Here is a 20,691-nt window from a genome sequence, read left to right on the forward strand (position 1 = left end):
ATAGCCCAGATAGCGGACAGCACACGCGGCAAAGCCAGTGATGGCGGGCGTTTCGCGGATGACGGGGTGCTTCTTCACAGCGCGCAATAGTGTTCTGTAGAAAATGAGAAGGCGAATTGCGCAATAGGTGTCTACACCTGTGCCGCCCGGAAAGTGCCGGGCATGATGCAGCGCCACAAGTGTCGGTGCGCCGAAAACGAAAAAGCCACCCGAAGGTGGCTTCCGTTCCCTGCTATCCAAACGGATTCGAAACCCGCTTATTCGCCGGCAACCTTGTTGCGGCTCGCGCTGCGGCGCTCATGTTCCTTCAGGTAGCGCTTGCGCAGACGGATCGACTTCGGCGTGACTTCGACCAGTTCGTCGTCGTCGATGAACTCGACCGCGTATTCGAGCGACAGCTGAACCGGCGGCACGAGACGCACGGCTTCATCGGTGCCCGACGCGCGCACGTTGGTGAGTTGCTTGCCCTTGATCGGGTTCACGACGAGGTCGTTGTCGCGGCTGTGAATGCCGATGATCATGCCTTCATACAGCGCCTCGCCCGGCGACACGAACATGCGGCCGCGATCCTGCAGCTTCCACAGTGCGTACGCGACTGCCGCGCCGTCGTCCTGCGAGATCAGCACGCCGTTGCGACGCTCGCCGACCGCGCCTTCCTTGACCGGCTGGTATGAATCGAACGTGTGGCTCATCAGACCCGTGCCGCGCGTCAGCGTGAGGAATTCCGACTGGAAGCCGATCAGACCACGTGCCGAAATACGGTACTCGAGACGCGTGCGGCCACGGCCGTCCGACGCCATGTCGAGCATTTCGCCCTTGCGGCGGCCGAGTTCTTCCATCACGCCGCCCTGGTGGGTGTCCTCCATGTCGACGGTCAGGTTTTCGTACGGCTCGTGCTTCTCGCCGTTGATTTCCTGCATCACGACACGCGGACGCGACACGGCCAGCTCGTAGCCTTCGCGGCGCATGTTTTCGACCAGAATGGTCAGGTGCAGCTCACCGCGGCCTGCCACTTCGAATGTGGTTTCGTCGCCGGTATCGCGCACGCGCAGCGCGACGTTGTGGTTCAGCTCTTTCATCAGGCGATCGCGAATCTGACGGCTCGTGACGAACTTGCCTTCGCGGCCCGCGAGCGGCGACGAGTTGACGAGGAAGTTCATCGTCAGCGTGGGTTCGTCGACGGTGATCATCGGCAGCGCTTCCGGCTGCTCCGGCGAACAGATCGTCACGCCGATGCCCACTTCCTCGATACCGTTGATCAGCACGATGTCACCCGCTTCAGCCGAATCGACCTGCACGCGATCGAGACCCTTGAACGACAGCACCTGGTTGATCTTGCGATTGAGGATTTCGCCTTCAGGGCCCGAGCGCACCGCGACGGCCATGCCCGGCTTGATGCGGCCGCGCGTGATACGGCCAATGCCGATACGGCCGACGTACGACGAGTAGTCGAGCGACGTGATCTGCAGTTGCAGCGGACCTTCCGGGTCGGCCGGGCGCACCGGCACGTGCTGAAGGATTGCCTCGAACAGCGGACGCATGTCGCCGTCGCGCACGTCAGGCGTAAGACCCGCATAGCCGTTCAGCCCCGATGCGTAGACGATCGGGAAGTCGAGCTGCTCTTCGCTCGCGCCGAGCTTGTCGAACAGGTCGAAGGTCTGGTTGATCACCCAGTCGACCCGCGCGCCCGGACGGTCGACCTTGTTGATCACGACGATCGGCTTCAGGCCGAGCGCGAGCGCCTTCTTCGTGACAAAGCGGGTTTGCGGCATCGGGCCTTCCACCGCGTCGACGAGCAGCAGCACCGAGTCGACCATCGACAGCACGCGCTCCACTTCGCCGCCGAAGTCGGCGTGCCCCGGCGTGTCGACAATATTGATGTGCGTGCCTTCGTACTCCACCGCGCAGTTTTTCGACAGGATCGTGATGCCGCGCTCTTTTTCGATGTCGTTCGAGTCCATCACGCGCTCGGCGATCTGCTGGTTCTCGCGGAACGTGGCGGTCTGACGGAGGAGCTGATCGACGAGCGTGGTCTTGCCGTGGTCGACGTGAGCGATGATGGCGATGTTGCGTAGGGCGCGGGTCATAGGAAACCTGAAGACGGTTGAGTGCGCCGCTTGCTTATGCTGCTGGTTGACGAGCCAAACCACGACAACAAGCCCAAAGCGCACTTTTGGGAACCCAAAATTATAGCACGCGCGGATGATCCTTTCTGGTATTCCCCGATAGACCGTACGCCCTCCGCGTCCCCGCTGACTTCGCGAATACCGCGTCGCCCGCGCCCTACGTCGATCCGTACGGCATCTGACTTGAGCAGGAAATAATCCTTGCCTAAGCTGTATTTACGCTTGTCGTGTCAATCAACAGCCAGCTATACTAATGCCTAGTCAACCATTGCAATCGCACGAGAATCATGACGGAGCCGTCCAACGAACCCACGCCGGATCTCAGCGAGTATCAACTCGGCGAAAGCGTCGGTTATCTGATCTCGCGGGTGAAATCGACTCTGCACAATCTGGTTACGCAGCGCAGCATGGCCGAGCTCGGCATCACTAGCCAGCAAGGCAGCATCCTGTTCATGGTGGCGAGCGGCAAATGCCTGCTCGCGGCCGAGTTGGCGCGTGAATATGGTATCGACGCAAGCGCCGTCACGCGCCTGATCGACCGGCTCGAAAAGCGCGGCCTGCTCACGCGGGTGCGCAGCAACGAAGACCGGCGCGTCGTGCGCCTCGCCTTGACGCCGGAAGGCAATGCGATCGCGGCCCGCATGCCGGCAATTTTCAACGGCGTGCTCGATACCCTGCTGAACGGGTTCACCCCGGAGGAAGTGGGCTTCCTGAAGAGCATGCTGCGCCGCGTGCTCGCCAATTCCGGCGAACACACGGGACTTTCCCGCGATGCCTCAAGCCATCCCGATAACAAATCGTAATAGCTTGCTTGCTGCGTCCATCAATACATTCCACTCAAAGAAGAGTCGAGCGATGAAATCCCTTTCCCTGTCCGCGCCCGCGCTGTCGAGCCGGGCTGCTGTCGCCGCGGCGGTGACGGCGCTCGCCCTCACAGGCTGCGCGAACTACTTCGGCGTCAAGAGCGACAAGCAGATCGCCTCGCCGACGCAGTATGAGTCGACGCAGAGTCTGCCCAACGAGGGCGGCCAGTGGCCATCGCTCGACTGGGCCAACCAGTTCGGGGACCCGCAACTGCCGAAGCTGATCGCGGAGGCGCTCGAGGGCAGCCCGTCGATCGCCCAGGCGCAGGCGCGGCTCGCGAAGGCTTCGTCGTATATCGAAAGCTCGCGCTCGGCGCTGTTCCCGAAGGCCGAACTAAGCTATTCGTGGACCCGCGAACTGTACTCGGCGAACGCCCTCTTCCCGCCTCCGTTCGGCGGCACCTGGTTTAGCGAGAACAACGTGCTCGCGAGCGCGTCGTGGGATCTCGACCTGTGGGGCAAGAATCGTCAGCGCCTCGGCCAGGCCGTGTCGCAGCAGAAAGCCGCCGAAGCCGACATGCAGCAGGCGCGCGTGACGCTCGCCGCGTCGGTCGCGAGCACCTACAATCAGCTCGCGCAGCTGTACGCGTTCCGCGACATCGCCGCGCGTGAAATCGCGAACCGCCAGGACGTCGGCCGTATCACGGATAACCGCGTGACGGCCGGTCTCGACACCAACGTCGAGAAGCAGACCGCCGCCGGCAACATCGCGACGAGCCAGTCGAACCTGACCGACCTCGACGGCCAGATCACCGTCGTGCGCTACCAGTTGGGCGCGCTGCTCGGCAAAGGCCCGGACCGTGGCCTGCAGATCGACAAGCCGGTGCTCACCGGCGGCAACGTGGTCGCGCTGCCGGACAACATCCCGGCCGACCTCGTGGCGCGTCGCGCGGACATCGTCGCCGCGCGCTGGCAGGTCGAGGCCGCGATGCACGACGTCAAGGAAGCGAAAGCCGAGTTCTTTCCGGACGTGAATCTCGCGGCCGGCTTCGGCTTCGACGCCTTCGGCTGGGGCCGTTTCCTGACCTCGTCGAGCCGTCAGATCCAGTTCGGCCCAGCGATCCATCTGCCACTCTTCGACGCCGGCGCGTTGCGTGCGCAGTTGAAGGGCCGCTACGCCGACTTCGAGGGCGACGTCGCGAACTACAACCAGACGCTGATCAACGCGCTGCAGGACGTGTCCACGCAGGTGTCGTCGATCCGCTCGATCGACCGCCAGGAAGGCGACGCCCAGCGCGCGCTCGAGGCGTCGAGCAAGGCGTACCAGCTGGCCGTGATCCGCTATAAGGCCGGGCTGTCGCCGCAACTGCAGGTGCTGACCGCGGACGACAACCGCCTCGCCGCCGAGCAGACGGTCACCGGTCTGCAGATGCGCCGCCGCAGTCTGCAGATCGGCCTGATCAAGGCACTGGGCGGCGGCTTCGACGCGACCCAGACCGGTCTCGTCGTGCCGACCGATGCTCCCGCATCGGCCAACGCCGCGAACCACGCCACGCGCACCGCCGCGAACTGAGCGAGACCGCCCGCGGCAACCCACACGCATACACACGAACACCCGAATAAACGACGACGTTCAAAAGAACCCGGAGCACATCAATGAGCACCCCCCAGCAGCCCGCCACTCCACCGCAAGCGGCCAACAACGGCAAACGCAAGCGCATGATGACGCTGCTCGTCATCGTGATCCTGATTGCCGCGGTCGCGTACGGCCTGTACTACTTCCTCGACGCACGCTTCCATGAAGACACCGACGACGCCTACGTGAGCGGCAACGTCGTGCAGATCACGCCGCAGGTCACGGGCACCGTGATTGCGGTCAATGCGGACGACACCCAGGTCGTCAAGGCCGGCGACCCGCTCGTCGTGCTCGACCCGGCCGACGCGCGCGTCGCGCTCGAACAGGCCGAGGCCAATCTTGCGCAGGTGGTGCGCCAGGTGCGTGGCCTGTTCGCCGACGACAGCCAGTACGAAGCGCGGGTCGCAGCGAGCCAGGCCGACCTGTCGCGAGCCCAGGACGACCTGAAGCGCCGGATGACGGTGGCGCAGACCGGCGCTGTATCGCAGGAAGAAATCTCGCACGCACGCGACGCCGTGAAGAGCGCACAAGCCGCGCTCGACGCCGCCAAACAGCAACTCGCGGCCAACCGCGCGCTGACCGCGAACACCACGATCGCCAATCACCCGAACGTGCAGGCCGCCGCCGCGAAGCTGCGCGACGCGTACCTGAACCACGCTCGCAATACGCTGCCCGCGCCGGTCACCGGCTATGTCGCGAAACGCTCGGTGCAGGTCGGCCAGCGCGTATCGCCGGGCACGCCGCTGATGGCGATCGTGCCGCTGCACGACGTGTGGGTCGACGCGAACTTCAAGGAAGTGCAACTGAAGCACATGCGCATCGGCCAGCCGGTCGAGCTGACGGCCGACGTCTACGGCTCGTCGGTGCCCTATCACGGCAAGGTGATCGGCTTCTCGGCCGGCACGGGCTCGGCGTTCTCGCTGCTGCCAGCGCAGAACGCGACCGGCAACTGGATCAAGGTCGTGCAGCGTCTGCCGGTGCGTATTTCGCTCGATCCGCAGGAACTGGAGAAGCATCCGCTGCGCATCGGCCTGTCGATGCAGGCTGACGTGAACATCAAGGACGACACCGGCGGCCAGCTCGGTCAGGCGCCGTCCACGGCTTACCAGACCAACGTCTTCGACAAGTACGGCGCGGAAGCCGACGCGGAAATCGCGCGCATCATCGCGGAAAACGCTGGCCAGAACGCGAACGGCGGCGCGCAGAAGTCGACCGCGGCGAGCGCCGCGGCCGCCACGAAACCGGCAGCCCATAAGAGCTAACGCTCCGCCCGACGATTCCTAGAAGGCTCTTTTAATGGCTCAGGCTCAGGCGCAAGTCCCTCACCCGCCGCTCGAGGGCGCGCAACTGGTGATCGGCACCATCGCGGTGTCGCTCGCCGTGTTCATGAACGTGCTGGACACGTCGATCGCCAACGTGTCGATCCCGTCGATTTCCGGCGACCTCGGCGTGTCGTCCGACCAGGGCACTTGGGTGATCACGTCGTTCGCGGTGGCCAACGCGATCTCGGTACCGCTGACCGGCTGGCTCACCGACCGCATCGGCCAGGTGCGGCTGTTCATGGCGTCCATCGTGCTGTTCGTGCTGTCGTCATGGATGTGCGGGCTGTCGCCGAACCTGCCGTTCCTGCTCGCGTCGCGCGTGCTGCAAGGCGCGGTGGCCGGCCCGATGATCCCGCTGTCGCAAACGCTGCTGCTCGCGAGCTATCCGCGCGCGAAGGCGCCAATGGCGCTATCGATGTGGGCGATGACAACGCTGATCGCGCCGGTTGCCGGTCCGATTCTCGGCGGCTGGATTTCCGACAACATCTCGTGGCCGTGGATCTTCTACGTCAACATTCCGGTCGGCGCGGTCGCGGCCGCCGCGACGTGGATGATCTTCCGTAACCGCGACTCGGTGATCAAGAAGGCGCCAATCGACGGCGTCGGCCTCGGTCTTCTGATCGTCTGGGTCGGCTCGCTTCAGGTCATGCTCGACAAGGGCAAGGACCTCGACTGGTTCTCGTCGACGACGATCGTCGTGCTCGCGCTCGTCGCGGTGATCGCGCTCGCGTTTTTCATCGTGTGGGAGCTGACGGCCGAGCATCCGGTGGTTGACCTGTCGCTGTTCAGCCGGCGCAACTTCACCGGCGGCACGATCGCGTTGTCGATCGGCTATGGGCTTTACTTCGGCAATCTCGTGCTGTTGCCGCTGTGGCTGCAGACCGATCTCGGCTACACCGCGACCGAAGCGGGACTCGTGATGGCGCCCGTCGGCGTGTTCGCGACCCTGTTGTCCCCGATCACCGGCAAGGTGTTGCCGCGCACCGATCCGCGCTATATCGCGACGCTGTCGTTCCTGATTTTCGCGCTGTGTTTCTGGATGCGCTCGCGCTATACGACGGGCGTCGATACGTACTCACTGATGCTGCCGACGCTGATTCAGGGAATCGGCATGGCCGGCTTCTTCATTCCGCTCGTGTCGATCACGCTGTCGGGCTTGCCGGGCCATCGGATTCCGGCGGCCTCGGGGCTGTCGAACTTCGTGCGGATCATGTGCGGCGGTATCGGCACGTCGATTTTCCAGACCGCGTGGGATCACCGCACGATCATGCATCACGCACAACTGACCGAGCAGGCGAACGCTTACAACCCGGTGTTTGGTCAGTCGATTCATCAGATGGGCGCAGCGGGCCTGGATCAACAGCAGACCTATGGTCTCTTCAATACCATGGTCACGCAGCAGGCCGCGCAGCTCGGCGTGAACGATCTGTTCTTCATTTCGGCCGGTATTTTTGTCGCGCTGATCGCGCTGATCTGGATCACGCGGCCGGAACGGGCGGGCGGTCACTCGGGGGCGGCGGCGGCTGCGGCGCATTGAGTGGGTTGTTCGCGGTGTTGCTTGAGTTCGACCCGCTCCACTGTAGGGCATAAAAAAGCGGGATCGCACGATGGCGTTCCCGCTTTTTTATTGTCCGCGCCGTGCTGGCAAAACGGCGGCCCCTAGCTCTCCGTCGTCATGACCAGACGTTCGGGTGCGAGCACGCCTTCGCCCGGTTTCGCGACCCCCAGAAGCCGCCCTTGCGCCGAGTACACCCTCACGCGCGGGGCATTCACGGCATCGGCGGCGATCGTCAACGACGAAAGCTTCAGGCGCTGGCCGTGCAAGAAGCGACGCGTGTCGTCGTCGTTCAGCGTGACCTGCGGGAACGTCGACAGCAACGCGTCGACCGGTTGCAGCCATGCGTCGCGTTCGGGTAGGGTCGCGTCGCTCAACGCGTCGAGCGTGACCGAATGATCGAGCGTCAGCGCGCCGACGCCCGTACGGCGCAGCGCGACCAGATGCGCGCCGCAGCCGAGCGCCTCGCCGATATCCTCGGCAAGCGTGCGCACGTACGTGCCCTTGCTGCACGTCACGCGAAACGTGACATCCGGCAGCGCGCACGCAATCGGCTCGAGCGCGTGAATCGTCACGTGCCGCCCTTCGCGCTCGACCGTTTGGCCGGCGCGCGCGTACTCATACAGCGGCTTGCCGTCGCGCTTGAGCGCCGAGTACATCGGCGGAACCTGAACGATCTCGCCGATGAATCTCGGCAAGGCCGCCCGCACCGCCGCTTCGTCGCAGTCGACGGCGCGGATGTCGAGCGCCTCGCCCTCGGCATCGCCGGTGGTTGTGCGGATGCCGAGGCGCATCGTGGCCTCGTAGGTCTTGTCGGCTTCGAGCAGGTCTTGCGAAAACTTGGTCGCCTCGCCGAAACACAGCGGCAGCAAGCCGGTAGCGAGCGGATCGAGCGTGCCGGTGTGGCCCGCCTTTTTCGCCAGATAGAGACGTTTCGCGCGAACCAGCGCGTCGTTGCTCGACAGGCCGAGCGGCTTGTCGAGGAGCAGCACGCCGTCGAGCGCGCGACGAGGCACGCGGGGGCGTTGAGGTGCGGTCATGTCCAGGGAGGCAGAACGTTCGGGAAACATGAAAAACGGCGCCGCGCGCTACATGGAACGCGACGGCATGGCAGACGCTCAGTCGTCTTTCGCGCGCGTGGAATTTGCCTCGTCGATCAACCGCGACATCTCCACGGCGCGCTCGATCGTCTTGTCGTAGTGGAAATGCAGCGTCGGCACCGTATGGATATGCAGGCGCTTGAACAGCAGATTGCGCAGATGGCCGGCCGCGTGCGTCAGCGCTTCGAGCGTCTGCTGCGGGTCGCCCGTCAGCGTCGTGAAGTAGACCTTCGCGTGCGCGTAGTCGGGTGTCAGCTCGACGCTCTGAAACGTGACGATGCCGATGCGCGGATCCTTGACCTCGCGCAGCAGCTCGGCCAGGTCGCGCTGGATCTGATCGGCGATCTGCACGTTGCGATTGGGAGTAGTACGTTTCTTAGGCATGGTGTTAAGTGCTCCGCTATAACGGATGCAAAAATTGGTTCGCGCGAGCCGTGTTCGTTATCCGTTCGATACGACGGCGTCGCGCTCGCCGCGGCCAGTGAGAGTCCATTTGCGACGAACGCGGCAACGAAGCCAGCGACAAACTCGACGCAGCGGACTCAAAAACAACGGGCGGAGCGGGCGTCAAGCCCGTTCCGCCCGTTGTGCCGTGTCGCGTGGATTACAGCGTACGCGCGACTTCGGTGACCTCGAAGACTTCGAACTGATCGCCTTCGACGATATCGTTGAAGTTCTTGATCGACATACCGCACTCGAAGCCCTGACGGACTTCCTTCACATCGTCCTTGAAGCGCTTGAGCGAATCGAGCTCGCCCGTGAAGATGACGACGTGGTTGCGCAGCACGCGCACCGACGACGAGCGCTTGACGAAACCGTCCGTGACCATACAGCCCGCCACCGTGCCGACCTTCGGTACCTTGAAGACCTGGCGCACTTCGACCGTGCCCGTCACGACTTCGCGCTTCTCCGGCGCCAGCATGCCCGACATCGCCGCCTTCACGTCATCCACGGCGTCGTAGATGATGTTGTAGTAGCGGATATCGACGCCATTGGCTTCCGCGAGCTTGCGAGCCTGCGCATCCGCGCGGGTGTTGAAGCCGATGATGACCGCCTTCGACGCCGTCGCGAGGTTGACGTCCGACTCGCTGATGCCGCCGACCGCGCCATGCACGATCTGCACGCGCACTTCGTCGGTGGAGAGTTTCTGCAGCGACTGCACCAGCGCTTCCTGCGAACCCTGCACGTCGGCCTTGACGATGAGCGGCATGTACTGCACTTCGCCTTCGCCCATCTGCTCGAGCATGGTCTCGAGCTTCGCGGCCTGCTGCTTGGCGAGCTTGACGTCGCGGAACTTACCCTGACGGAACAGCGCTACTTCACGCGCCTTGCGCTCGTCCGGCATCACGATCACTTCTTCGCCTGCCTGCGGCACTTCCGACAGACCCTGGATTTCGACCGGGATCGACGGACCCGCCGACTTGGTCGGCTTGCCGGTTTCGTCGAGCATGGCCCGCACGCGACCGTAGGCGCTGCCTGCCAGCACGACGTCGCCACGGTTCAGCGTACCCGACTGGACGAGGATCGTTGCAACCGGGCCCTTACCCTTGTCGAGCTTCGCTTCGATCACGAGCCCCTTGGCCGGCGATTCGACCGGTGCCTTCAATTCCAGCACTTCGGCCTGCAGCAGCACGTTTTCGAGCAGATCGTCGATGCCCGCGCCGGTCTTTGCCGACACCGGCACGAACGGCGAGTCGCCGCCGTACTCTTCCGGCACGACGCCTTCCGTGACGAGTTCCTGCTTCACGCGCTCCGGATTCGCTTCCGGCTTGTCAATCTTGTTGATCGCGACGACGAGTGGCACGCCGCCAGCCTTCGCGTGGGAGATAGCTTCCTTTGTCTGCGGCATCACGCCGTCGTCGGCGGCCACCACCAGAATCACGATGTCGGTCGCCTTCGCACCGCGGGCACGCATTGCCGTAAAGGCTTCGTGACCCGGCGTGTCGAGGAACGTGATCACGCCGCGCGGCGTGTCCACGTGGTAAGCGCCGATGTGCTGCGTAATACCGCCCGCTTCGCCTGCCGCAACCTTAGCGCGGCGGATGTAGTCGAGCAGCGAGGTCTTGCCGTGGTCGACGTGACCCATCACGGTAACGACCGGCGGACGCGGCAGCGCTTCGGCATCGCTCGCTTCGCCTTCGACCAGCATGGCTTCCGGATCGTCCAGCTTCGCCGCGAGCGCACGGTGGCCTAGTTCCTCGACGATGATCATCGCCGTTTCCTGGTCCAGCATCTGGTTGATCGTGACCATCTGGCCGAGCTTCATCATCACCTTGATGACTTCCGAAGCCTTCACCGCCATCTTGTGCGCGAGATCCGCCACCGTGATGGTTTCCGGCACGTGCACTTCACGCACGATCGGTTCGGTCGGCGCCTGGAACGTGGTGGTCTGCTCCTGATGCTTGCCACGACCCTTCGGACCGCCGCGCCAGCCGCGATCGACGCCGCCGCTCGAATCGCCGCGCGTCTTGATGCCGCGGCGCTTCGCTGCGTCGTCCTGCCAGTTGCCGCCGCCCTTGCCGCCGGCGCCGGGCTTCTTCTTGTCGCCCGTGGACGGAGCGCTTGCGGGTGCCGGAGCCGCGGCTGCCGGCTTCCTGGCTGCCGGGCGAGCCGGTGCTTCGCCAGCCGGACGCGCCGGCTTGTGCAGCGTACCCTTGGCTTCGGCCCCCTTGGCCGGCTCAACGGGCTTCGGTGCCGGTTCCGGCGCCTTCACCTGCGCCTTGCGCGGCGTGTTCATCATTTCGCGAATCGCGCGCGCTTCGGCTTCGGCCGCGGCACGGCGCTTGGCGATTTCCTCCTGTTCGGCGCGCGCCTTTTCGGCAGCCACGCGCGCAGCGTCTTCCGCCTTCTTCGCAGCTTCACGTTGCGCGGCGCGTTCCGCTGCCGCGCGTTCGTCGTCCTGAACGCTTGCCTTCGCGGCAACCGGCGCAGCGGCTTGCGCCGCCGCCTGCTGAGCCTTCTCTCGAGCCGCCGCCTCGGCCGCAGCCGTTGCGCGCTTCTTCGCTTCTTCTTCCGCGCGCTGACGCTCGGCTTCCGCAGCCTGCTCGCGCGCCTGACGCTCGGCCTCTTCGCGCTCGAGTTGCTCCTGACGCGCCTTTAGCTCCTGCGCCTGCTTTTCCAGCAGCTCGGCTTCGTGACGTGCTTCTTCCTCACGACGCTGCAGTTCGAGATCTTCGACGTCCGCGCTTTCGGCCACATGATTCGATGCATCCCCGCCTTCCGCGACGGTCTCGTCGCGGCGGACGAACGTGCGCTTCTTGCGCACCTCGACCTGAATGGTGCGAGCTTTGCCCGTCGCATCGGACTGCTTGATCTCCGACGTATGCCGGCGCGTCAGCGTGATCTTGCGCTTGTCGGCATCGTTCGAGCCATGCGACTTGCGCAAGTGATCGAGCAGACGCGCCTTGTCCGCCTCGGACAGGTTGTCGTCTTCGCTCGCTTTCTGGACGCCCGCTGCCTGCAGCTGCTCGAGCAGCACGCCAGCAGGCATTTTCAGTTCCGCGGCAAATTGGGCTACGTTGTTACTCGCCATTCATTCCTCTTAATGCAAGGACCGATTCCTTGCGGTTAGCATCGGGTCATGCGGCCTCGCGGCCGCGTTCAATTCAGTGCGCCATGGTCATTTCTCACTGGAACCAGTGTTCACGTGCTTTCATGATCAACGCCTTAGCGGCATCCTCTCCCATCCCAGTCATCTCGACCAGTTCATCCACGGCCAGCTCGGCGAGTTCGTCGCGCGTCTGGATCTGATGTTCGGCCAGTTTCGCGAGCAGGTCGGCGTCCATGCCGTCCAGGCTCTTCAGGTCGAGCGCTACATTCTCGACCTTTTCTTCGTTCGCGATCGCCATTGTCAACAGCGCGTCGCGCGAGCGGTTGCGCAGTTCGTGGACGGTGTCTTCGTCGAATGCCTCGATTTCGAGCATTTCGTTGAGCGGCACGTAGGCGATCTCTTCCAGGCTCGTGAAGCCTTCGTCGATCAGGATGTCGGCGACTTCCTCGTCGACATCGAGACGCGCCATGAACAGGTCACGCAGGACGCCGCGCTCCTGATTCTGCTTCTGCGCAGATTCGTCCGGCGTCATGATGTTGATCTGCCAGCCGGTGAGCTCGCTGGCAAGTCGCACGTTCTGGCCGCTGCGGCCGATCGCGACCGCGAGTTCGTTCTCGTCGACGACGACGTCCATCGAATGCCTTTCTTCATCGACGACGATCGACTGCACGGCTGCCGGCGCGAGCGCGCCGATCACGAACTGGGCGGGGTCTTCCGACCATAGCACGATGTCGACGTTTTCGCCACCGAGCTCGTTGCGCACTGCCTGCACACGCGAGCCGCGAATACCGACGCAGGTGCCGATCGGATCGATGCGCTTGTCATAAGCGACCACGCCGATCTTCGCGCGCACGCCCGGATCGCGAGCCGCCGCCTTTATCTCGAGCAGGCCCTGCTCGATTTCCGGCACTTCCATCTCGAACAGCTTCATCAGGAATTCCGGCGCCGTACGCGACAGCTCGATCTGCGGACCACGCGCGGTGCGGTCGACCTTCGCGATATACGCGCGCACGCGGTCGCCCACGCGAAGGTTTTCCTTCGGGATCAGCTGGTCGCGGCGCAGCAGCGCTTCGACGCGGCCCGACTCGACGATGAAGTTGCCCTTGTCGAGGCGCTTCACCGAGCCGGTCATGATGTGTTCGCCGCGCTCGAGGAAGTCGTTCAGGATCTGCTCGCGCTCGGCATCGCGCACCTTCTGCAGGATCACCTGCTTGGCGGCCTGCGCGCCGATACGGCCGAATTCGATCGACGGTACCGGCTCCTCGATGAACTCGTCGAGCTGGATGTCGGGCTGCTGCTCGCGCGCCTCGAACAGCAGGATTTCCTGATCCGGCTCCTGCAGACCGGCTTCGTCCGGCACCACTTTCCAGCGGCGAAACGTTTCGTGCTCGCCGCTTTCACGGTCGATGTGGACGCGGATATCCGCATCTTCTTCGAAGAGTTTCTTGGAGGCCGAAGCGAGAGCCGCTTCGAGCGCGGCAAATACCACGTCCTTGTCGACATTCTTCTCGCGTGCCAGCGCATCCACCAGCATCAACACTTCGCGACTCATTGTTTGCGGCTCCTAAAGTCAACTTTCGGAACAAGGCGCGCCTTGTCCATGTCCGCGAGCGTGAAATCGAGCATCGCGGCGCCTTCTTTTCCTTCAAATTCCAGACCGATCGTCTCGCCCTGCGGAGCATGCAAAATACCCCGGTACGATTTCCGACCGTCCAATGGCTTTTTCAGTGTGATAACCGCTTCGCTGCCCGCGAAACGTTCAAAATCCGCCAGTTTTTTCAGCGGGCGGTCGAGACCGGGCGACGAAACTTCGAGCCGCTCGTAATCGATATTTTCGACCGTCAGAACGTGCTGGAGCTGACGCGTGACTTTCTCGCAGTCTTCGATTGCGATGCCGGCTGGCTGGTCGATATAGATACACAACATGCCGCGCCCGGTGCGCTCGAGATCGACGAGCTCGTAGCCGAGTCCCACGACCGTGGTTTCAATCAGTTCCGTCAGTTGCACAGTGCCCTCTTAGATGTTCGCGCAGCGAGCCTCGCCTCTTCTGCAAACAACCAATGCGGGCCGCGCGCCAAGCCGGCGCACGTTGGTGCGAACCCGAGATGCCGAACCACGATGAACTGAGCGGCAAAAAAAAATGGGCTGAACGCCCATCATCTTATTGCCGGTGGTCGCACCTGAGCCGCACATGAAACCGTACGCCCAGCGACTTCGCGATTGTAGCCATTTTTCGGCCCAAAGGCAATCCGCAGAACGACGGGCGATGCGCATTTCCACTTGATTTGATAGGAATCTTTCGACAATGTGGCGGCAAATCCGGGGTTTTGCAAGGTCGCGCGAGCCGTGCGGAAAGGGAGCCGGGCAGGTTACGCCAGCGCGTTGCGGTGAATCGTGCTTATGGTATTCGGCGCCGTCTCGCACGAAGTTTGACGGATCGGAAAGCCGCTCGCTTGAACGCAGCAAACGAGAGGCGGCATCAAATCGGCAAGAACAAAAAACGGCTCGTCCGGCAAGCACTCCGCATTGACGTGCGTCGCGTTTGCCGAACGAGCCGTCTGAAGCGGCCGTAGCCTTGCAGGTCGTACGAACTGCACCGAAGGGTATGACCGCATCGGTACAGCGTCCCGCTTAACGGCCCCGCGAGCGACCGCGCGCCGTGCCACCACCACGATTCGCGCCACCCGGACCCGCGTTACCACCGGCGCGGTTGGTGTTGCCGCCACGATTGCCACCCGGTCCGCGATTGCCGCCGCTGTTGCCGGCCGGGCCGGCACGCTTGCCGCCCGTGCGCGCACGATTGCCGTTGGGCGACGGCGCGCGATTGCCGTCGACGTCGCGGCCGCGCTGCCCCCCGCTGCCACGATTGCCTGCGCCGGCACCGAAACCAGCGCCGCTCCCCATGCCCGCGCCGAAGCCGCCGCCCGCCGCGCCGCGGCGGCCCTGGCCGCGCGGCTGCTGCTCGAAGCGGCTATGCGACATCAGCACTGGCTCGCGGCTGATGAAGCCCATCGACGTCTGCATCGGATCCGGCTGACGACGCTCCGGCGCCGCATTGCGGCCACCGCGTTCCTCGGTCGGCGCCTTCAGGCCGACCGAGGCCATCAGCGCGCGCACCTGATTGTCCTCGAGCTCTTCCCAGCGGCCGCGCTTCAGACCACGCGGCAGCGAGATCGGGCCATGACGCGTGCGGATCAGCCGGCTGACCATCAGGCCGGCCGCCTCGAACATGCGGCGCACTTCGCGATTCCGCCCTTCGGCGAGCGCGACGTGGTACCAGTGATTAGTGCCTTCGCCGCCGCCATCGCGGATGCGCAGGAAGTTCGCCGGGCCGTCCTCGAGTTCGACGCCGTGCAGCAGTTTCTGGCGCATACCCTCGGCCAGTTCGCCGACGACACGCACCGCATATTCGCGCTCGACGCTATAGCGCGGATGCATGAAGCGGTTCGCGAGATCGCCCGATGTGGTCAGCATCAGCAGACCTTCGGTGTTGAAGTCGAGACGCCCGACCGCAACCCACTTGGCGGTTTTCATCGGCGGCAGCTTGTCGAACACCGATGGACGGCCTTCCGGGTCCGCGTGGCTGACGATTTCGCCGGTCGGTTTGTGGTACAGCAGCACGCGCGGCGGCTTGCTGGCGAGCTTGCGCTTGACCGGCTTGCCGTTGATGCGGACCTGATCGGTCGGCATGATGCGCTGGCCGATGTGCGCCGGCTCGCCGTTCACCGACACGCGGCCGGCGATGATCAGCTCTTCCATGTCGCGGCGCGAGCCCATGCCCGCCTCGGCGAGCACCTTATGCAGCTTCGGCGCGTCGTCATCGGGCGACAACACCCGCTTCGGGCCCGCTGCCTTGCCACGGCGCAGCATCGGCGCGCGTACGCCGCCAGTCGTGGTGTTGTCGGCATCGAATGCAGGCGACGTCACGTACGAGAACAGATCGTCCTGAGCCGATTCGGTAGCCGGGGCCGCATCGGCGCCGCGTCGATTCTGGCGCTGGCCCTCACGTTGACCTTCGCGCGGCTGACGCTCGCGCTGGCCTTCGCGCGGCGCGCCCTCGCGCTTCGCCGCGCCGCCGGCATTGCGACGTCCGCCCTGTTTCGCGCCCGCGTCCTTGCGCGGCGCACGCGCCTGGGCGCCAACCTCGCCGTCCGGCGGTGTTTCGGCGACGACCGGCGCGCCCTCGGCTGCCTTCGTCTTCGCGCCGGCGCGGCGTCGCGCGATCAGGCTGCGCGGCCCGCGACGCAGACCGCGGCGGGGGCGCTCTTCGCCCTCTGCTTCCGCGCCGTGAGCCGGGCGCTCGCCCTCGCCTGCCGACGCTTGCGTAGTGCGTTCGTCGGTCCGCGCCGACGGCACGGGGCGCTCGGATTCGGACGAATCGGTGTCATGGGTATGTGTCAAAACAACCTCAAAATGTCAGGTCGCGCGCGCCCGTTGCGGGCGCGGCAAAAAAGTTCGGTTACGTCAGGCGCTGCGCGACTCGGTTTCGTCGTCGGTCAGAAAACCTGAGTCCTGCGCGGCATCGCGGCGATCCTCGGGACCGTCGTGCGCCGCCTCGATCGGGTTCGGCTCGGCGGCGTGCTCCGTATTGCGAGTCACGCCCGAGTCGTGCGCGGGTGTTGCCGGATCGGTCGGGGTGACCGGATCTTGATGCTGTGCCGAACCGGCGACGCTGGTCTGCGTTGCCGTGGGTGCCGGTTCGGGCTGTTGTTGCGTGCCGTGCGGCGCGCTCGACGCGTCTGATGCACTTGACGCATTCGTCGTGCCGGACTGCCCAGTCGCTTCTGCACGGGGCTCCGACTCGAACGTCGACGCGGCTACGGTCTCGGGCGGCGCTGCTGCAAATCCCGACGCCGACTGCTGCCCCGCTTCCGGCGAAGCCGGCTCGCCCGCGTCACCCGCCGTGTCGAGTCCTGCATCCTGATCTGGCTGCGGCACGCTATGCGCGTCGCCTTCGGCAAATTCGATTGCGTGCTGACCCAGCAGATCCGCGTTCAGTTGCGCGGACGGATCGGCCAGCGGCGGCAATTCGTCGAGCGCTGTTAGGCCAAGGTCGTCGAGGAACTGACGCGTGGTCGCATACAGCGCTGGACGCCCCGGCACGTCGCGATGACCGATCACCTCGATCCAGCCGCGATCCTCGAGCTGCTTGACGACCTGCGTATTCACCGTCACACCGCGAATTTCTTCGATATCGCCCCGCGTCACCGGTTGCCGGTAGGCAATGATCGCGAGCGTTTCGAGCACCGCGCGCGAATATTTCGGCGGTTTTTCCGGATGCAGTCGATCCAGATACGAACGCATCGCGGGCTTGCTTTGAAACCGCCAGCCCGACGCCAGCCCGACCAACTCCACACCGCGCCCGGACCAATCCCGCTTCAGGTCTTCGAGCAAAGTCCGAACAGTGTCTGCCGACACGCCGTCGGCAAAGAGCTTGCGCAATTCGCCGAGCTTTAACGGCTCCTGCGCGCAGATCAAGGCAGTCTCGAGGACGATCTTCGCCTCTTGGGTATTCATGCAGCTAGGTCAGACCCTGTGGTCAAAGAACCGGATCAAACAGACGATGTGGAACTGAAGACGCGCTCGCCCGATTCTGATCGGTCATATTGATGGGAGCACGCACCGGGGGGTGGCGAACAGACTTATCGAGCCAGACCCAGCCGGACGGAGCGGCGATATTCCTGAAAGGATTCGCGTGAACTGAGCGCCATATTACGCAAAAACGACCGGGGCGTAAAGCCGCGATCCTCCGTGCATCTTCTGCCGCGGCGGCGACCGGTGTGCCCGCGCTCGCCGGGACCGGGTCGCCAGTGAGAAGATTTCCACGACTCGCGGCCTTTCGCCGCTTGCGGCGCGCCAGGTCAATACGCGACGGACGCGCGACGCCATGCGCTCACGCGCCGGCGCGGCGCGCCAGAAACCGCACCAAGCGCTCGACGCCCGCATCGAGCCGCGCCGTATCGCACGCATAGCACCAGCGCACGAACCCCTCGCCTTGTGGCCCGAACGCGCTGCCCGGTGCCACGCCGAGTCCGACCTCGCGCACCATCGCCTTGCACAAATCGAGACTGCGCGTCGAGCCCGGCATCGCGAAGAACAGATACATCGCACCCAGCGGAGCCTTCACGTCGACGCCGGGAACTGTCGAGAGCGCGCGCACCAGATGATCACGCGAGCTCCTCAGGTCGCGCACCAGCTCCTGCGTAAAGCGCTCGCCCTGTTCGAGCGCCGCGATGCCCGCCTGCTGCACGAACGACGGCGCGCATGACGTGTTGTACTCGACCAGCTTCGCCAGGTCATCCATCAAGGCGGTCGGGGCGACGATCCAGCCAAGCCGCCACCCGGTCATCAGCCAGGCTTTCGAAAACGAATTCACGCAGATCACGCGTTCGTCGCGCGTCGCGAGATCGAGAAACGAAGGCGCCGTGCGTGCGCCGGCCGCCTGCGCCGCGTCATCACCGGGATAGTAGAGCCGCTCGTAGACCTCGTCCGCGACGATCCAGATTCCGTGCCGCCGACAGTGTTCGAGCACGGTGCGCTGGTCGTCGCGATTCATCACCCAGCCGGTCGGATTGTTCGGCGAGTTGATCATCAGCATCTTCGTGTCGGGTGTCAGCGCGGCAAGCAATTGCCCGACGTCGAGCGCCCAACCGCGTTCACCGTAGCCGAGCGCGACGGTTTCGACCTGCGCGCCGAGAATCTTCGGAATCTCGACCAGATTCGGCCATAGCGGTGTCACCGCAACGACCCGGTCACCGGCGCCGACCACCAGTTGCGCGGCGAGCATCAGCGCGTTGACGCCCGCGCTCGTAACCGCGATGTGCCCCAGTGACGTTGCGCCATGCAGCTCGCTGACGTAGCCCGCGAGCGCCGCGCGCAACGGCGCGATGCCGAGATTGTGTGTGTAAAACGTCGCGCCGGCGGCGAGCGCGGTGCTCGCGGCGTCGCGGATGAATGCGGGTGTGACGCGGTCGGACTCGCCGAACCAGAACGGCAGCACGTCGCCGACGCCGAAACCGGCGTTCGCGACTTCCCGGATTTGCGATGGACGCAGCGCGCGCACGGCGTCGCGCGCATTCGGAGTAGAGGGCACGGGCAGGTCCAATTCGCTCATCGAGGCTTCCGCGAGGGTGAAGGATAAGAGGCTCTGGGCGCAACCGCGAAGGCGTGCGCGATGACGGCGGTAGTTTAGCGCGCCGGGTGACCGGACAGCGGCGAAGCAGACGCCGGTTGGGCGGCGGGCCAGGCCCACAGGTCCACCGCCTCCACCAGTCGGACAGTCCGCACACGATCCCGCCCGTTAATTCAACTCCTCGGCCCGCCCGGGCAACTGCCGGATCAGATTCCACACCGCCTCGGCCGCGGGCGACAGCGACCGGTCGCGCCGCCGCACCAGTTCGACGCGGCGCTCCGCGCGCGGCACCAGCGGGCGCGCGACCAGCGACGCCCCCGCCGGCAGCGGCAGCGCGAGCCACGGCAGCACGCTGATGCCGACGCCCGCCTCGACGAGCCCGAACACCGTCGCCGAATGGCCGAGTTCCTGCACCACGGTGGCGTTCACGCCCTGCGCCTGCATCACGGCGTCGATGAGTGGGCGGCTGCCGGACGCATAGTCGAGCATCACGAGTTGCTCGCCGTCGAGGTCCTTCCACGAAACCTGTTTGCGCGCGGCGAGCCGGTGATCGTCACGCGACACGATGCAGAACGAGTCGGTCATCAGCGTCTCGCTGAGCAGGTCGTCGTCGGAGAACGGACCGATGATCACGCCGAAGTCCACTTCACCCGACTTCACCTTGCGCACCACGTCGCTTTGCACGTCGTCGCGCAGACTAAGCGTCACATAAGGAAACTGCTGCCCGCACGACGCGACCACACGCGGCATCAGCCGGCACGCGACGGTCGGGCTCGCCGCGACCACCACGCGTCCACGGCGCTGCTCGCCGATTTCGCGGATCTCGCGCAACGCGTCGTCGAGATCCGACAGCAGCCGCGACACGCTCGACACCAGATTGCCGCCGACGTCGGTGAGTTGCACTTCGCGCGTCGTGCGATCGATGAGCTTCAGGCCGATTTCGCCTTCGAGCTCGCGCACGCAGCGACTGACCGCCGACTGTGTGAGGCCGATTTCATCGCCGGCCCGACTGAAGCTTTGCAAACGCGCCACCTCGATGAAAACCCTGAGCTGTCGCAGCGTGACATTCATTTGCTGACCTCATCAATAAGGCAATTTAATGCGCATTGTAGGTTAAATCCGCGCTGCACAGCGCCAGTCACAACGGTCGCCGCGATGCAGCAAAAAGGCGCGAACGCCCGCTGGCCGGGCCCATCTGCACAAGATTGGTGATTGTCCCGATTTGCGAGATGGGCTTTTTGGATTCATATACGGCCCTGGTTGGCGCCCGCGTTGGCCCGCCGCCACAGGGCTTTCAGGCAATCGATATCAAATTGGCACACTTCGTGCGTTATGAGACGCGCAGGGTCGGCGCCATGATTTCCGACTGAAATGGCAATCCGTGGCAAGCCCGTCCCCTTTGGCACTCGCCTATCGAGTGTATGAAGAGTGCGCGGCGCGGGGCAGCGCACCGGAGTTAGCTTCGCT

Annotated in this window: 14 protein-coding genes; 4 read left to right on the forward strand and 10 right to left on the reverse strand. The window is 64.7% G+C overall.

Features of this window, described 5'->3' with window-relative positions; all coding sequences use genetic code 11:
- Positions 1-257: 257 nt before the first annotated feature.
- Positions 258-2,087 carry a translational GTPase TypA gene (gene typA, locus AB3X94_RS15185; RefSeq protein ID WP_176108910.1) on the reverse strand — a complete coding sequence of 610 codons (1,830 nt, stop codon included), beginning with the start codon at positions 2,085-2,087 and terminating at the stop codon, positions 258-260.
- A gap of 326 nt (positions 2,088-2,413) precedes the next feature.
- Here typA and AB3X94_RS15190 point away from each other — a divergent pair, with 326 nt between their 5' ends.
- The 4 genes from AB3X94_RS15190 (at position 2,414) to AB3X94_RS15205 (ending at position 7,424) form a co-directional block, all read left to right on the forward strand.
- Positions 2,414-2,929 (forward strand): MarR family winged helix-turn-helix transcriptional regulator, encoded by a 516-nt coding sequence (locus AB3X94_RS15190; RefSeq protein WP_176108911.1) that lies wholly within the window; start codon positions 2,414-2,416, stop codon positions 2,927-2,929.
- Between the two features lie 52 nt (positions 2,930-2,981).
- Positions 2,982-4,502 carry an efflux transporter outer membrane subunit gene (locus AB3X94_RS15195; protein ID WP_176108912.1) on the forward strand — a complete coding sequence of 507 codons (1,521 nt, stop codon included), beginning with the start codon at positions 2,982-2,984 and terminating at the stop codon, positions 4,500-4,502.
- An 83-nt stretch (positions 4,503-4,585) separates the two neighbouring features.
- Complete coding sequence (locus AB3X94_RS15200; protein WP_176108913.1) at positions 4,586-5,827, forward strand: EmrA/EmrK family multidrug efflux transporter periplasmic adaptor subunit; 1,242 nt, start codon at positions 4,586-4,588, stop codon at positions 5,825-5,827.
- A gap of 34 nt (positions 5,828-5,861) precedes the next feature.
- On the forward strand, positions 5,862-7,424 hold the full coding sequence (locus AB3X94_RS15205; protein WP_368611973.1) for a DHA2 family efflux MFS transporter permease subunit: 1,563 nt from the start codon (positions 5,862-5,864) through the stop codon (positions 7,422-7,424).
- Between the two features lie 122 nt (positions 7,425-7,546).
- On the opposite strand, the gene truB is transcribed toward AB3X94_RS15205, so the two are convergent.
- The 9 genes from truB to AB3X94_RS15250 all read right to left on the reverse strand — a co-directional run bounded on the left by truB (position 7,547) and on the right by AB3X94_RS15250 (position 20,295).
- The gene (gene truB, locus AB3X94_RS15210) at positions 7,547-8,482 is read right to left on the reverse strand and encodes a tRNA pseudouridine(55) synthase TruB (protein WP_368611974.1); all 936 of its coding nucleotides are present in this window, start codon (positions 8,480-8,482) and stop codon (positions 7,547-7,549) included.
- Between the two features lie 78 nt (positions 8,483-8,560).
- Positions 8,561-8,926, reverse strand: coding sequence for a 30S ribosome-binding factor RbfA (gene rbfA, locus AB3X94_RS15215; protein ID WP_008922231.1), 366 nt, complete (start codon positions 8,924-8,926; stop codon positions 8,561-8,563).
- 220 nt (positions 8,927-9,146) lie between these two features.
- Positions 9,147-12,074: a translation initiation factor IF-2 gene (gene infB / locus AB3X94_RS15220; RefSeq protein WP_368611975.1), complete on the reverse strand. Its 2,928-nt coding sequence runs from the start codon at positions 12,072-12,074 to the stop codon at positions 9,147-9,149.
- 94 nt (positions 12,075-12,168) lie between these two features.
- Complete coding sequence (gene nusA / locus AB3X94_RS15225; RefSeq protein WP_176108917.1) at positions 12,169-13,644, reverse strand: transcription termination factor NusA; 1,476 nt, start codon at positions 13,642-13,644, stop codon at positions 12,169-12,171.
- Positions 13,641-14,099 (reverse strand): ribosome maturation factor RimP, encoded by a 459-nt coding sequence (gene rimP, locus AB3X94_RS15230; RefSeq protein WP_006052964.1) that lies wholly within the window; start codon positions 14,097-14,099, stop codon positions 13,641-13,643. Before rimP ends, nusA begins: the two co-directional genes overlap by 4 nt.
- A gap of 624 nt (positions 14,100-14,723) precedes the next feature.
- Entirely contained in the window at positions 14,724-16,493 is a 1,770-nt protein-coding gene (rluB, locus tag AB3X94_RS15235) for a 23S rRNA pseudouridine(2605) synthase RluB (RefSeq protein ID WP_176108918.1), read from the reverse strand.
- A gap of 63 nt (positions 16,494-16,556) precedes the next feature.
- Positions 16,557-17,609 (reverse strand): SMC-Scp complex subunit ScpB, encoded by a 1,053-nt coding sequence (gene scpB / locus AB3X94_RS15240; protein WP_368611976.1) that lies wholly within the window; start codon positions 17,607-17,609, stop codon positions 16,557-16,559.
- A gap of 376 nt (positions 17,610-17,985) precedes the next feature.
- Positions 17,986-19,206: a pyridoxal phosphate-dependent aminotransferase gene (locus AB3X94_RS15245; protein ID WP_368611977.1), complete on the reverse strand. Its 1,221-nt coding sequence runs from the start codon at positions 19,204-19,206 to the stop codon at positions 17,986-17,988.
- Between the two features lie 186 nt (positions 19,207-19,392).
- On the reverse strand, positions 19,393-20,295 hold the full coding sequence (locus AB3X94_RS15250) for a LysR family transcriptional regulator (RefSeq protein ID WP_176108921.1): 903 nt from the start codon (positions 20,293-20,295) through the stop codon (positions 19,393-19,395).
- Between the last annotated feature and the right edge of the window lie 396 nt (positions 20,296-20,691).

It is taken from the genome of Paraburkholderia sp. BR10923, assembly GCF_040948765.1.
In the GTDB taxonomy this organism is placed as follows: Bacteria; Pseudomonadota; Gammaproteobacteria; order Burkholderiales; family Burkholderiaceae; genus Paraburkholderia; species Paraburkholderia youngii.